This is a genomic window from Planctobacterium sp. AWH2_060, from assembly GCF_056158425.1.
Genome location: NZ_JBSWTG010000001.1, coordinates 1,750,443 through 1,763,482, shown reverse-complemented (window position 1 = coordinate 1,763,482; position 13,040 = coordinate 1,750,443). Strand labels below are relative to the sequence as shown.

15 protein-coding genes are annotated in these 13,040 nt (G+C 45.3%); 6 read left to right on the top strand and 9 right to left on the bottom strand.

Annotated elements, in window-relative coordinates; genetic code table 11:
* Positions 1-30: 30 nt before the first annotated feature.
* Positions 31-858 carry a 2,5-didehydrogluconate reductase DkgB gene (gene dkgB / locus ACXAD8_RS07450; protein WP_475226756.1) on the top strand — a complete coding sequence of 276 codons (828 nt, stop codon included), beginning with the start codon at positions 31-33 and terminating at the stop codon, positions 856-858.
* A 43-nt stretch (positions 859-901) separates the two neighbouring features.
* Here dkgB and ACXAD8_RS07445 read toward each other — a convergent pair whose 3' ends face one another.
* Complete coding sequence (locus ACXAD8_RS07445) at positions 902-1,339, bottom strand: hypothetical protein (RefSeq protein WP_475226754.1); 438 nt, start codon at positions 1,337-1,339, stop codon at positions 902-904.
* 88 nt (positions 1,340-1,427) lie between these two features.
* Positions 1,428-2,363, bottom strand: coding sequence for an AraC family transcriptional regulator (locus ACXAD8_RS07440; protein WP_475226752.1), 936 nt, complete (start codon positions 2,361-2,363; stop codon positions 1,428-1,430).
* Positions 2,364-2,449: 86 nt separating this feature from the next.
* Between ACXAD8_RS07440 and ACXAD8_RS07435 the strand changes: the two genes are divergently transcribed.
* Positions 2,450-3,598, top strand: a complete 1,149-nt coding sequence (locus ACXAD8_RS07435) for an iron-containing alcohol dehydrogenase (protein WP_475226749.1) — start codon at positions 2,450-2,452, stop codon at positions 3,596-3,598.
* A 379-nt stretch (positions 3,599-3,977) separates the two neighbouring features.
* Here the strand turns inward: ACXAD8_RS07435 and ACXAD8_RS07430 are convergent, their stop codons facing one another.
* From ACXAD8_RS07430 to ACXAD8_RS07400, 7 genes are all read right to left on the bottom strand, one after another.
* Complete coding sequence (locus ACXAD8_RS07430) at positions 3,978-4,667, bottom strand: hypothetical protein (protein ID WP_475226747.1); 690 nt, start codon at positions 4,665-4,667, stop codon at positions 3,978-3,980.
* A gap of 11 nt (positions 4,668-4,678) precedes the next feature.
* Complete coding sequence (locus ACXAD8_RS07425) at positions 4,679-6,961, bottom strand: xanthine dehydrogenase family protein molybdopterin-binding subunit (protein ID WP_475226745.1); 2,283 nt, start codon at positions 6,959-6,961, stop codon at positions 4,679-4,681.
* Between the two features lie 3 nt (positions 6,962-6,964).
* Positions 6,965-7,459, bottom strand: a complete 495-nt coding sequence (locus ACXAD8_RS07420; protein ID WP_475226743.1) for a (2Fe-2S)-binding protein — start codon at positions 7,457-7,459, stop codon at positions 6,965-6,967.
* A gap of 30 nt (positions 7,460-7,489) precedes the next feature.
* On the bottom strand, positions 7,490-8,527 hold the full coding sequence (locus ACXAD8_RS07415) for an XdhC family protein (RefSeq protein ID WP_475226741.1): 1,038 nt from the start codon (positions 8,525-8,527) through the stop codon (positions 7,490-7,492).
* Positions 8,528-8,657: 130 nt separating this feature from the next.
* Positions 8,658-9,311 carry a DsbA family oxidoreductase gene (locus ACXAD8_RS07410; RefSeq protein WP_475226739.1) on the bottom strand — a complete coding sequence of 218 codons (654 nt, stop codon included), beginning with the start codon at positions 9,309-9,311 and terminating at the stop codon, positions 8,658-8,660.
* A gap of 11 nt (positions 9,312-9,322) precedes the next feature.
* Positions 9,323-9,706, bottom strand: coding sequence for a hypothetical protein (locus ACXAD8_RS07405; protein WP_475226736.1), 384 nt, complete (start codon positions 9,704-9,706; stop codon positions 9,323-9,325).
* 56 nt (positions 9,707-9,762) lie between these two features.
* On the bottom strand, positions 9,763-10,347 hold the full coding sequence (locus ACXAD8_RS07400) for an NAD(P)H-dependent oxidoreductase (protein WP_475226734.1): 585 nt from the start codon (positions 10,345-10,347) through the stop codon (positions 9,763-9,765).
* 119 nt (positions 10,348-10,466) lie between these two features.
* Here ACXAD8_RS07400 and ACXAD8_RS07395 point away from each other — a divergent pair, with 119 nt between their 5' ends.
* The 4 genes from ACXAD8_RS07395 (at position 10,467) to ACXAD8_RS07380 (ending at position 12,998) form a co-directional block, all read left to right on the top strand.
* Positions 10,467-10,823 (top strand): winged helix-turn-helix transcriptional regulator, encoded by a 357-nt coding sequence (locus ACXAD8_RS07395; protein WP_475226731.1) that lies wholly within the window; start codon positions 10,467-10,469, stop codon positions 10,821-10,823.
* A 31-nt stretch (positions 10,824-10,854) separates the two neighbouring features.
* Complete coding sequence (locus tag ACXAD8_RS07390) at positions 10,855-11,217, top strand: MmcQ/YjbR family DNA-binding protein (protein ID WP_475232909.1); 363 nt, start codon at positions 10,855-10,857, stop codon at positions 11,215-11,217.
* 340 nt (positions 11,218-11,557) lie between these two features.
* Positions 11,558-12,592 (top strand): hypothetical protein, encoded by a 1,035-nt coding sequence (locus ACXAD8_RS07385; RefSeq protein ID WP_475226729.1) that lies wholly within the window; start codon positions 11,558-11,560, stop codon positions 12,590-12,592.
* A gap of 208 nt (positions 12,593-12,800) precedes the next feature.
* Positions 12,801-12,998 (top strand): hypothetical protein, encoded by a 198-nt coding sequence (locus ACXAD8_RS07380; RefSeq protein ID WP_475226727.1) that lies wholly within the window; start codon positions 12,801-12,803, stop codon positions 12,996-12,998.
* The last annotated feature ends 42 nt before the right edge of the window (positions 12,999-13,040 follow it).

Below are 13,040 nucleotides of genomic sequence, written 5' to 3'. Positions count from 1 at the left end.
TTTTTCAACTAAGTTTCATTAGGAGTGGTTATGAAACAACAAAACTTATCAAATATAGACATGCCAGCGTTAGGCATGGGCACTTTCCGCCTGGAAGGGGACGTCGCATATCAATCTGTCAAAATGGCACTTGAAGTTGGCTATCGCCACATCGATACGGCACAGATTTACGGGAACGAAGCCGAGGTCGGGCGTGCAATTTCCGACAGTAGTGTGGCGCGAGAAGAGCTGTTTATCACCACAAAGGTCTGGAACGCGAACCTTGGTGCAGATAAGTTCATAACTAGTGTAGAAGAGAGTTTGACTAAGCTTGGACTGAATCAAGTGGATCTGTTGTTAATTCATTGGCCTGCGCCAGAAGATGGCACAGAGATGGCGGTTTACCTGAAAGAGCTGAAGCGGGCACAAGACATTGGTCTAACGCGTTTTGTTGGGGTTTCTAATTTCACCATTGCAAATCTGGAAGAAGCGCTACAGGTATTACCGGCCAGTGATATTTATACTAATCAGGTAGAAGTGCATCCTTATCTTATCAACCGCAAGTTACGTGACTTTTGTCAACAAAAGCAAATTCACGTCACCGGCTATATGCCGTTTGCTGTTGGCAAGGTTTTAAAAGATACCACTGTATTGGAAATAGCTGAAAAACATGGCCGAACTGCTGCGGAAGTCGTATTGGGCTGGGAGTTGGCCAACGGTTTGGCAACCATTCCTTCTTCTACTAAACGTGAGAACCTGGAGAAAAATTTTGCAGCCAGCAGTCTCAAACTAAGTGAAGTGGATATGCTGGCATTGGATAGTCTGGACAACAATGATCGCCAGGCGAATCCGGATTTCTCACCAAAGTGGGATGATTAATCCAGTTATTTAAATCTGGCAGATATTTATCCCAAAACCAGGGTTATATATCTGCCACGAATCCTTGCTCTGCAAGCCAGTCTATAGCGCCTTTTTCCGTGCTGAAAATGCCGAGTTTAACCTGAGCATTTTCATACACTCTTTCAAATTGGGTTTTAACCATGGCTTCAATAGTGGTGTTTTGCGTTACCAGGGCGCTGGTCGTCATACCACGGCTGACTCGCCATAATACGGATTTATGTAGATCTTTTTCAGCGTCTTTGGTGAGCAAAGCCGTGCCGTGAAGAAAACCCAAAAAGGCCCATGGCTTTTGCTCCATGTTTAAAACGATTTCGGATATATCTTGTACGTAACGTTCAATGGATTCTTTGCTGGCAACGCCTTCCGCGGAAACGGCAATGATGTTGTTCAAAACCGCAATCTGGTATTGCCCATATTTACTTTTTACTGCCGCTTTTGGGTTAGCAAAGATTTTCATCATTAACTCTCAAAATAACTTCTTCTGAATGGCTTAAAAATCTCGCTGAAAATGTCGAAATTCAATTAACTTCCTAAATATAGTCTATATCTCAAATTGAAGCCGTTGTTTGCGCTGCTTCTTTGGGAGATTCATTAAAGTACCGCTTAAATTCCCGGCTGAACTGGGAAGTACTGGCATATCCCACTCTGTGTGCAGCGTCATTGACCCGCTTTCCCTCGAAACATATTAATTCTCGTGCTTTATTGAGACGCAGCTTTTTAATGTATTGAATGGGGGATTCCCGAGTAACTTTTTTAAAGGTGGTGTGAAAGGTTGAGACACTCATGTTGGCATTGGAAGCCAGCTCGTCAACGTTTAGTGGCTCGGCGTAGTTTTTATGAATACTCTCCAGAATTCTGGCGATTCTGGCATAGCGGCCTTCCTGGTCAGCGAGGGACATCAATGGTAAACCCGCAGGACTTAGCAATGCCCGATAAATGATTTCTTCCACTAAGCTATCACCAAATAGTTCCGCCTCTAAATCGTCATTCATGGCCTTTAGTAACCTAATCGTGGCATCAAGCATGTCATTTGTCATTGCACTGCTACGTAACAACATTGGCTCTTGTGACTTATCTAATGGCATGCGCTCTGGATGCTGTCTCAGTTTTGTGGCCAGTTTTTGTAAAGTAACCGTACTGACGTTGATGGTGATACCAAGCAGAGGTGCACCGGGTTCATTTATGGCTTCACAATCCAAAGGTAGTGGCGCACCAATTATCAGGCTATCGCCATCGCCGTATTTAAGCACCTGACCCTGAGCATAGAGATGCTTATATCCCTGACCCATGATAATGATACCGGATTCGTGGGTCATAGGCTGGCGAGGATAGCCGGTACTTTTTCGAAAAAATCGCACTTCGGCTATGGCGGTAGAGACTATCCCTTCCAGCGAATGCAGGTTTTTGTATTCGACATAGCGCTGCATTAGAGGTTGAAGGCTGTCACTCTTTGTGGATATGGCTGCTTCAGTAGAAATAGGCATGTTTCTTAGATGTTTTGGTCTATTATCTCTGAGTTGTTGATACTATTATGCACATCGTTATCATTTGTTAGCAAGCGGAGTTATTAATGAAGTTTACTTTTCACAATCCCACAGAGATCCATTTTGGACAAGGTCAGATTCAGAGCATTGAACAAGCCGTAAGCGATTATCGCAAAGTCATGGTGATATATGGGGGAGGCTCCATTAAGCGCAATGGGGTGTATCAACAGGTCACTGAAGCCCTGGCTAACAGCGATTGGGTAGAGTTCTCTGGTGTGGAAGCCAACCCAACCAAAGAAACGTTGGATAAAGCGGTTTCATTGGTTAAAGCGCAAAATGTCGATTTTATCCTGGCAGTCGGTGGAGGCTCGGTTATTGACGGTGCTAAATATGTGGCTGCATCAGCTTTGTATGAGGGCGATGGCTGGGACATTTTAACCAATACATACAAACCGCAACAGGCCGTACCATTGGGGGTAATCTTAACGATTCCTGCAACCGGTTCTGAATCAAATACAAATTCGGTAATCACCAAAGCTGAAACCGGTGAAAAACTGCCCTTTTCCGCAGCCTGCGTGCAACCCAGATTTGCTGTGATGGATCCGGATGTAATGAAAACCCTGCCGGAAAGGCAACTGGCAAACGGTATTGTAGATGCCTGGGTGCATGTTTGTGAACAATACATCACTAAAGCTGAGGGAGCGCTGGTGCAGGATGCTTACGCTGAAGGTTTGTTGAAAACCCTGAAACAATTAGGCGAACAGTTTGAGCAGCGAGATTCTGACCTTTGGCGCAGTAACCTGATGTGGGCGGCCAATCAGGCACTTAACGGTTTAATTGGTAGTGGCGTCTCTCAAGACTGGGCCACGCATATGATAGGCCATGAATTAACTGCACTTTGGCACGTTGATCATGCGCGTTCTTTGGCAATAGTACAGCCTTGGTTACTGCGTAATCAGGTTGAATTTAAACGCGAAAAGCTGGAGCAAATGGGGCGTAATGTGTTTGGCTTACAAAGCAGTGATGATCTGGCCAATGAGACTATCGATGCCATTGAAGCTTTTTATCATTCTCTGGGAGTTGCTACGCAGTTGACGGAACACGGTGATGATAAAAATGCCGCGATAGAGGCGGTGCTTGAGCAGTTACAAAAACACAATATGACGGCTTTATCAGAAAACCAAAATATCACCCCGGATATCGCGCGTGAGATTTTGCAAAAAGCTATCGCTTAACTAACATATCTAGAGCGTGTTGACCTTTGCTGTACGAAATTTGTTCTAAATATAAGCGCTTTAATCGCGGAACAGTCCTACAGGCCTAGTGGTTCTAAGTCAAAGGACTGTGACAAAGAGTAGAGCGCTTATATGACGAACCCTTCGGGCAGCGCCTGTGTGCAATTTATACCGCGTTAAATGCTTTTGATTTGGAACCACCAGACCTTCAAGCATTCGCCTTGTCTAAATTGCACACAGACTGCTGCAAAATTGTACCGCAAAGATCAACACGCTCTAGGCAAAGAGCCGCATATCCGGTGCTCTGCCCATGAAAAAGCAAAGGCCAGCAATTAGCATTACTGGCCTTTAGTTTTGATCTTATTAAGAGCCTGCGCTGTTAAGCACTGGGGCAGGGCGCTCCGGCTTTTATCCAGATTTTCATCGCCTTGACGAAATCCTCATGGGTGCCCGGAGCGGGTGTTCTTTCGGGGCCCGGTTGCCAGGCCCATCTCACCAGAGGATCATCTTTAACATGATGTTCAAATTCTTTTTTGAAAATATCCATCTGGTGGCGACTGCCGCGAAATGCCAGAAAGGAGTTTTTCGCCGGATCTAGCCAGTTATTACACAGCTCATGTGCGGACAGACCTGGTTCAATTGCCATCGTCGGCGGTGGCATGTGCCAGACAAATCCCGGCATCAAATCATTTGCAGCTCCCGGTGGCATACCCGGCTCCTTGCCATTGTCGTTTTGGTGGCAGCCACGACAATTTATTGCATTTGCTTCCCCCAGCTGAGCAAATTTACCGTCTTTGAACCCCATTTTCAGGTTATTCAGACTGGTGATGTTCATGGGATGCGGGCGGCGCTCATCACCCACAGTGGGATGATGAATACCATTGTCCACAACACCATGACAATTGGCACAACGCGGGTGGGTGGCCACCTGATGCAGATATTTGAAAGCCTTATCGGCATCCGGTGATTTTTTAAATTCGCTGTATTGGTCAGCCAAAGACGCCAATGGCGAAGTCAGCAGTGCGGCAGCTAAGACCCTGCGATTGAAACTGATTTTGAGTTTTTTCATGCTCTTCTCCATCAGGCGTTCAACTGTTGTTTTACGTTCTCTGGAAGCATGGGTAAATCGCGCAGGCGAATTCCCACAGCCTGGTAAACCGCGTTTCCGATAGCTGGGCCTACACCGATAACACCGGGCTCGCCCAGACCAACCGGGAATTCGTCGCTGTCTACCAGTTCAATATCCATGTCTGGTAAATCATTCATGCGCAGTGGCAGGTAACTGTGAAAATTGCGGGATTGAAGCTGGCCATTTTGGTAACGGTTATGTTCATGTAACGCTAAACTGGTGCCCCACAGTAATGAGCCTTCCATTTGCGCCATTGCACCGTCGGGATGAATAATGATGCCCGCGTCTGCCACAGCGTACAACTTCTTCAAGGTAATCTTGCCGCTTTTACGATTGACATGAACATGAGCGGCAGTCGCAATCCAGGCTGGCATAGTGCGCTCCTGACCGGCTGAAATAGAGAAACCAATACCTTCGTCAGTGCCGATAGGAACAGATTTTACCTTGTCTCTGAGACGGCTCAGCACATTGTGTAAGCGTTTCGCGCCGCCCACACTCTCCGGAGCATTGCCGGCTTGCTTGCCTTGCCCGTCCAGCATATCCAGTCGGAATTGCACAGGATCTTTACCTGCCCGGTGAGCGATTTCGTCAATGAAGGATTCCAGTCCCCAAACAACCCAACCCTGGCCTACAGCGCGTAACCAGCCGGGTAAAAAGGTCTTTTGAGCCAACTGGTTATTGATGGCACGGGCCCTGTGATTTTCCATGCTATACCAGTGGTCAGCTCCAGATGCTGAAAACATATCAATTTTGCCCTTTTTATGTACCCCATCGGCCATAAACCCTGGCGCCATTGATTTAGTAGGCCATCCGGCGGAGAAGGCGTGCTCAAGACCGGTAAATTCGCCATTGTTATTAAAAGATGCGTGTAACAAAGACGTCGACGCTGAGCGGCTTTGATCAAACAAGGTGTCGTCAGGCCGGGTGAAGATCAACTTCACGGGTTTATTAATGGCCTTGGAGGTCAATATGGCGGGTACAATCCAGTCACCATAAAGACGGCGACCAAAGCCACCGCCCAGATAATACTGATGCATAATAACCTTGTCTTCTGTCACCTGAGCGGCTTTGGCAAGCGTGGGCAAAGTTAGAGATTGCCACTGATTGCCTGTGTGGACATGCCACTTACCTTCTTTGTATTCAGCGACAGCATTGAGAGGCTCCAACTGGAAATGATTGGCGGTTGCTGTGGTGTATAAAGCTTCTATAGTATTTTTTGCTTCCGCTTGTGCTGCACTGACGTCCCCATCATCCACCAGAAAAGCGCCCTGATTGCGGTCGCGGCACAGCCGTTGCCCTTCTTTTTGAATATCTTCTTCTGATACCCAGGCAGTTTCACCGGCTTGGTATGATACTTTTATGGCATCGCCGGCTTTTATAGCGGTGTAATAATCGTCTGCAAGAACAGTGACCCAACCCTGGCAAGTGTCGCTTGGATCAGTGAGTACCTGATATCCCTGATAGCCCTTCAGTTTTTTCGCCGCAGAGTCATCTACCTTAGTGACTTTGCTACCGTATCGGGTAGGTGGAAGTACTGGACGGGCGAACACCATACCTGGCACTTCTACATCGATACCATACACCGCACTGCCATTGGTTTTAGGGGGAATATCCAGAGCCTGATAGGTGGTGCCAACAAGATGGCGTTTGCTGGCGGTTTTAATAGGCAATGCAGCAATTTCATCAGCACTAAAGGTACGATTAAATTGACCTTCCTTGACAATTTGCCCATAACTCACGCTGCGATTACCCGCGCTAACCATGCCATTTTTTGCCTGACATTGCTCTGGGGTGACACCCAAGATAGCTGCTCCAGCCTCGATGAGTGCGATTCGCCCCGCAGCGCCAGCCTGAGATAAAGGCTTAAATGAATGGAATACTGACCAGGAGCCTCCGGTTACCATGTAACCCCATTTAGGATCTGTGTCTACGTGGTGAATGGAAACTTTTTGCCAGTCGCATTCCAGTTCATCAGCCACAATTCTGGCCAGGGCACTGCCAATGTGCTGACCCATTTCCGCCTTAGCGATATTAATTAATACTTCACCACGGTCATTAATTTCAAACCAGACCGTGGGGGAGAAGACTTTTTGCTCAAGAGATTCTGCGGCGGATAAACCGGTGGAAACCAGACCCGGCGTAAATGCCATCATCAGACTGGCATTGACACTGCCGATCAGAAAGTTGCGTCGAGTCAGGTTAATGGTATCTTTTTTCCTTAACGGGTTTTTCATGACTTATTCTCCGGCAAGCTCAGACTTTGGGTCAAAGTGCTGTACTGTGCTTTGTTGAAGACCAGCAGCGGTTTTAATGGCTTTTTTAATGCGGGAGTAAGCCATACAACGGCAATAATTAGCGCTCATGTGGTTAACAATATCCTGATCGCTGGGATTGCTGTTGCGTTCCAATAGTGTTGCAGCCTGCATAATCTGACCGGACTGACAGTAGCCACATTGTGGCACTTGCTCATCTATCCAGGCCTGTTGTAATGGGTGTTCGTTGTTTAATCCCTCAATGGTGGTAATGGCTTTGCCTTTAACCATGGAGACTGGATAAGAACAGGAGCGAATTGCCTGACCGTCAATGTGAACGGTACAGGCACCACACATGGCGACACCACAACCAAACTTGGTGCCTTTGAGGCCAAATTCGTCCCTGATCACCCATAGTAACGGTGTATCATCGCTCACTTCGGAGCGCACCGGTTTCCCGTTTAAAGTAAATTCCTGCATTGGTTATTCCTCTGGTGGAAAGTTAGTGTCTCAGGCTGCATATCCCTTGGTATCTTCGAGATTCAGACTGAGCATGTTGCCCCATTGCTGGTGCAACACGGCATGACATTCGGCGACAATAGACAGCGCGATACTTTCGGGTAATTCTCCACCCAGATTTAATCCCGCTGGTCCACTAAAAAGGGCCTTTATTTGATGTTCTTGTACGCCAGCTAATTGCATCACTTCTTGCTTGCGATGTTTTGGCCCCAACATGGCAATGTAGTCCAAAGGAGCATCGTGTATGGCCTGTAATGCGTCACTATCAATGCTTTTATGATGAGACATCAATATGGCCCCATTGACCTGCTGCTCACGAACAAAGTTAGCTAGCATTGCAACAGAGGTAAGTTGTAATCGTTGAGAAACATGTGGAAAGTGTTCTGCTCTGGCTTGGCTGGGGCGTGGATCCCACAGTGTTACCCGCCATCCTAACTGCGCTGCAAACAATGTCATGGGAATGGCATCTGTGCCGCCACCAACAACCAGCAAATGAGGCTCAGGCTTAATAAACACTTGTAGCCATTGTTGCTGACCTACTGCTACCAAACCGTTGCCTTTTGCAGAGCCCAGTGAATGTTCTGCAATTCGCACATTAACCTCTTCAGCTGCTCTATCGAATTGCAGCTGCCAATGCACACTTTGACCATTTTTAAGGGCTTTATGGATTTGCGTTAAGCCGGCATAATTGTTGTCTTTGTTGACGAGCAGGAGACGTAGATAAACCACTCCACCACAGCCAACGCCCAGTTGAAATGCCGCGTCATCTTCGTCGCTGTCATCATAGCTAAGCTCTATGCTTTTCTGACTCTGCATCACTTTTCTGGCATTGCGGCGTACGTCGGATTCCAGGCAACCACCACTTAAAATGCCCAACTGATGACCATCAGAGCTAAATAGCATCATGGCACCCGCTTTGCGGTAGCATGAGCCCTCAGTTTTGTAGATAACGCCTAATACCCAGTCGGCGTTGTCTTTTTCCGGCAACCAGCTCGCCAGCATTTGTTGCAATGAATGTACGGTTTTCATTTGCCCCTCTCGCGGAAGTGTAGTGCCATTCGAATTAAATCCGAGGTAAGTAGTGGTTGTATGAAAAATAACCGGTTACTTTTTTGTAACCCCTCAAAGCAATATCCGGTTGATGTTCTGTTTGGCATGGCTAATTTTTGCCTTCGACGAGCTGCTGCAAAACACGTTGGAAGGTTTCGACCGGTTGTGCACCAGATAGCAGTTGTTGTTTATTGAAGACAAATGCTGGCACCGCCTGAATTCCAAGAGACGTCCAATGGCGTTGTTCATCGCGTACCGCTTGAGCATAGCGCTCTGAAGTTAACACTTCTTCTGCCTGGGCTGGAGCTAGCCCCACTGCTGCGGCCTCTGCAATTAATACTTCAGGCTCATCAATGGCTTTTCGTTCCGAGAAAAAGGCGGAAAATAAGCGCATTTTTAATGGTAGCGCTTTGTTAAATTCACCTGCCCAGTGCATTAATTGATGGGCTTTAAAGGTGTTGTACATACGCATTTCATCAAAATAATTAAAGCGAAAGCCTAACTCCGCGCCGAGTTGCGTCAGGTTTGCTCGCGCTTTAATGCTGCCTTCCAACGTGGTTCCGTATTTGGCCGCCAGATGCGAACGCAGGTTTTCTCCGCCCTGTGGCATACCGGGATTGAGTTCAAAAGGGTGCCATTGCAAATTTGCCTGAATGTCATCAGAAAAAGATTCCAGTGCTTTTTCCAGGCGTTTATAGCCGATGATGTACCAGGGACAAACCACATCCGACACGATATCAATATTGATTAGTGTTTTATTCATAGCGATGTAGCTCAGTGTTTGGCTTCAACAATAATGGCGACAACATCATTATTACCCAGGTTGCTTACCTGATGCTGCCAGGTTTGATGCCACATAACGTGACCATTGGGCACCTCTACCTGGATATCAGGGTTATTCGGCGTTGCTATTAGCAGTGTCCCGCCTTGCTCGAAATACACGGTTTCATTGTTGTGGTAATGCCAGTTGTCCGTTTCACCTGGTTTCAGAACCATCTTTAAAACCAGCACTTGATCATTTTCCAATAATTTTTGGTAATGCTGAGGTGAAGCTTCATGGGCCGCCTCTTTCTGGCGCAATTCGGATTGCGCCATAGTGGCAATACTGGGCACCAAACCTAATGCGAACAGGAAGGTCTTTAAACGCGATACAGTCATGCAAATTCTCAGTGTTAGATAAATGACAGGCTCACCTGATGGTGAGCCGCAAGACATTAAAAAACTTGCTTCAGATGCGCTTCAAAGCGCTCGAAGTCATTCTCAACGTCTGCGTTTTTCATTACGTCGTAACAGGCGAATGTCGGCAGACTTTGCATACCAAAAAATCTGAAATTCATGTGCATAGGCAAAAATAAGTCATCTACGCTTTTGCCCTGAAACAGATATTCGTCAGGGTCATTAAAGGATTCTTCCGGGGCGTTAAAGGTCAGTGACAACATGTACTTCTTATCGGTTAATGTGCCGCCTGCACCATAATTTGCTTTAGGGTTTTCTGCCGTTCGACCATCACCGTGACACAGGGCACCGCCCATTCCTGCGGTGTAAACAATGTCCATGTACTTTTTAAATGACCATGGCACTCCCATCCAATTGACAGGGGTTTGTAGAATGATGACATCTGCCCAGGTGTGGTTTTCCAGCTCCTTTTCGACATCAATGTCATTCTGCATAGTTGCAATACGGGTATCGTGACCTTTAGCACGCAAAAAGCTATCGGCTTTATCTACTAAAGTGGCATTTAAGCGGCCCTCTGAAAAAGGGTATTTTTCGTGTGCATTGATGATTAAAACGTTACTCATAGTCAATTACTCCAATTCGTTGATGAATTAACAGGTTAATTGCGGTATATTTTAGTAACCTTGATACTAATAACAATTAGTATACTTTTGGTAACTACCTGTTTTAGGAAGGCAGAATTATGAAAAGTGAAATAAAAACAGATACTAAGGGGCGGAAAATAGTTTTAAATGCCTGTACAGAACCCTGCTCAGTTGAACGTGGAATGCGCATGATTGGGGGAAAATGGACTGGCTCAATTATCTATCATTTGAAAGATCAGCCGGTGAGATTTAACGATTTATGTCGAATGCTGGGGGGCGCCAGCAAAAAAATGATCGATCAGCGTTTAAAAGAGCTGGAGAGCAATGGCATGGTAATCCGGGAAGTGATGGACACCCGGCCTTTAGCGGTGGAATATAGCCTGACTGAATTTGGCCGCTCAGCACTAAGTATTTTAGAGCAGTTGCGGATTTGGTCTGAGCAACACCAAATTTGACAGCACAACCCGGTAAATGAGGAATGTTATGATTAACTATCAGGAATACAATGACTATTGCGCGTCATTGCAACAGACCAGTCATGTGGTGCAGTGGGGCGGTTGCCACGTGTGGAAAGTGTATGACAAAGTATTTGCCATTGGCGGCTGGGAAAATGCGGATGGTCCTGCAATCACCTTTAAAACCTCTGAGCTTAATTTTGAGATCCTAAAAGATGAACCGGGGTTTCGTCCCGCTCCTTATCTGGCATCCCGGGGATTTAAATGGATCCAACATTACTGCGAGCCCTATTTATCCAAAGAAAAACTGCAAGAGTATATCTATGATTCTTACGTTTTGGTGGCCAGGGGGCTGACAAAGAAAAAACAACGAGAGTTGGGTTTATTGGATTGAAATAAGGAGGAATTGAACCCAACTTTTAATAGGAATTGAAATAACTTAAATCATTTTCAGTTCTTATTGATTTAGTTATGAATTATCAACTGATGCATTCGATTTCATTTATGACATAAATAGTGTAATTCTGTGTTTCTAAAACGAAAATTAATTCGGATAAATAAAGGTTTAGCGGTATAATCATTGCGCTGCGGGAGGATTTATTGCTTCGTTTAATGAGACTTATCCTGCTTTTTTCTAATCTAATATGACTCAATGGAACCGATACATGTTACAGCCTGGCTTAAAGCAATTACTGATTTCAAAACAAAAATCAGCTGGTGATGATATAAAGTCGTTGAATGAGGATTACAGTTATAAAATTCTTTTTCTTTCCAGCATTATTCCCGATCAAAGTAACGCACGATTTTTGCCGACCATTTTGATAAATGATGAGCATGCCGATCTTCTGATTAGAAGGGGGATTAGCAAGCAAAAACTGGTTGACATGTATAATGCCGAAGACGCCGTTATGGTTGGCAAAGGGGTTTTTGTCAACTGCCTGAAATATGGTTCGGTAGACTGGAAAAAAGCGAATGAGAGTATCGAGTCTATTATTGAGTTGGCTCACAATATATCGCGCTCTGAAATCATTCAGGCGCCCACCGTTTATCCTTTAAATGATGGTACCTATAAGGTACTCACAGGCCACAGACGCTTCCTGGCGATGATCTACAATTTTGGCGTTAACGGTAACGGTCAGTTTAAAGTCTATGAGAGTCAACCTGTTTTAACTAAATTGAAACAGTTCCAGGAAAATGCATGTAGAGAAGATTTGCCGCAGTACGGAAAGCTTGAAGCTTTTATGAATGCGCGCATGGAATTGGACACTTTATCAGATGTCAGAAAGCAACTTGGACAAAAGAAGTTGACGGTCAGGGAAGAAGCCAGCTTGCTTGGAATTTCCATGGGGGCCTATGACAACTATAATGTGTTAACCCGATACCCTGCCGTTATAAAGTTTTATGAGCAAGGTAAGTCACGTCCCTTTACCAAAACTAAAAAAGACATTCTGGAAATAGAGAATAGTTACAAGGTTGAGCGAGATAAAACCAAGCTTAACGTGGAAGACAAGCGTCAAATTAATAAAAAAATTGAAAGTCTGTTGGGTGGCGTTAAAGCGGAAAAAGCACCTGTTAAGCCAAAGATAAGTTTAAAAGGAATAAATTCAAAGCCAGTGCTGGTTAAAATATTAACCTTAAATCTGATGGAACTTGATACTGGAATAGACTGGCAAACATTAGACTGGGAAGATAATCGTCAGATTGAAAAGGCTTTTGATTCTGTTGTTGAGTACTTGATGTCACAAGAGAGTTTGACCACTGCCGAGTAGTTTGCTGGCAGATAAAGGAAACCAGGCTTTACACCAGTCTTTGTTTGGCAATGCTTTGATTTAGTTTGATTTATACCGTTTTTCTGCTCTTTTGCGACTGGTTTAGTTTCGAAGTGGTGGAAAAATTATTCTCATCTCATGTTGACGCGGTAAATTTTATCCGGTAGTTTTCTTCACCCTAATTATAATAATAATCGTGAAGAACAACATGAAAGCAGTAAACATGAATGTACCGGAAAGTGAACTATCTACGCTCAGCTGGGCCTTTGAGCAGGGCTATAAAATGGGTCTGTCGGATGCCAAAGAGGGGATTTTTGCAGATATTTCTGAAACCGTTAATGGCTTTGTAGAAAGCATTGAGGACATTGAAAACGGTACTGCTACATATTATCGCAAAGCTGAATAAATTCAGCGGCGTTTTACGCAAAAGTAAAACGCCACAATATTT

What these genes read in the sequence shown, in the direction of transcription:
- dkgB (WP_475226756.1), top strand. Translation starts at nt 31, where the DNA reads ATGAAACAACAAAACTTATCAAATATAGACATGCCAGCGTTAGGCATG.
- ACXAD8_RS07445 (WP_475226754.1), bottom strand. Translation starts at nt 1,339, where the DNA reads ATGATGAAAATCTTTGCTAACCCAAAAGCGGCAGTAAAAAGTAAATAT.
- ACXAD8_RS07440 (WP_475226752.1), bottom strand. Translation starts at nt 2,363, where the DNA reads ATGCCTATTTCTACTGAAGCAGCCATATCCACAAAGAGTGACAGCCTT.
- ACXAD8_RS07435 (WP_475226749.1), top strand. Translation starts at nt 2,450, where the DNA reads ATGAAGTTTACTTTTCACAATCCCACAGAGATCCATTTTGGACAAGGT.
- ACXAD8_RS07430 (WP_475226747.1), bottom strand. Translation starts at nt 4,667, where the DNA reads ATGAAAAAACTCAAAATCAGTTTCAATCGCAGGGTCTTAGCTGCCGCA.
- ACXAD8_RS07425 (WP_475226745.1), bottom strand. Translation starts at nt 6,961, where the DNA reads ATGAAAAACCCGTTAAGGAAAAAAGATACCATTAACCTGACTCGACGC.
- ACXAD8_RS07420 (WP_475226743.1), bottom strand. Translation starts at nt 7,459, where the DNA reads ATGCAGGAATTTACTTTAAACGGGAAACCGGTGCGCTCCGAAGTGAGC.
- ACXAD8_RS07415 (WP_475226741.1), bottom strand. Translation starts at nt 8,527, where the DNA reads ATGAAAACCGTACATTCATTGCAACAAATGCTGGCGAGCTGGTTGCCG.
- ACXAD8_RS07410 (WP_475226739.1), bottom strand. Translation starts at nt 9,311, where the DNA reads ATGAATAAAACACTAATCAATATTGATATCGTGTCGGATGTGGTTTGT.
- ACXAD8_RS07405 (WP_475226736.1), bottom strand. Translation starts at nt 9,706, where the DNA reads ATGACTGTATCGCGTTTAAAGACCTTCCTGTTCGCATTAGGTTTGGTG.
- ACXAD8_RS07400 (WP_475226734.1), bottom strand. Translation starts at nt 10,347, where the DNA reads ATGAGTAACGTTTTAATCATCAATGCACACGAAAAATACCCTTTTTCA.
- ACXAD8_RS07395 (WP_475226731.1), top strand. Translation starts at nt 10,467, where the DNA reads ATGAAAAGTGAAATAAAAACAGATACTAAGGGGCGGAAAATAGTTTTA.
- ACXAD8_RS07380 (WP_475226727.1), top strand. Translation starts at nt 12,801, where the DNA reads ATGAAAGCAGTAAACATGAATGTACCGGAAAGTGAACTATCTACGCTC.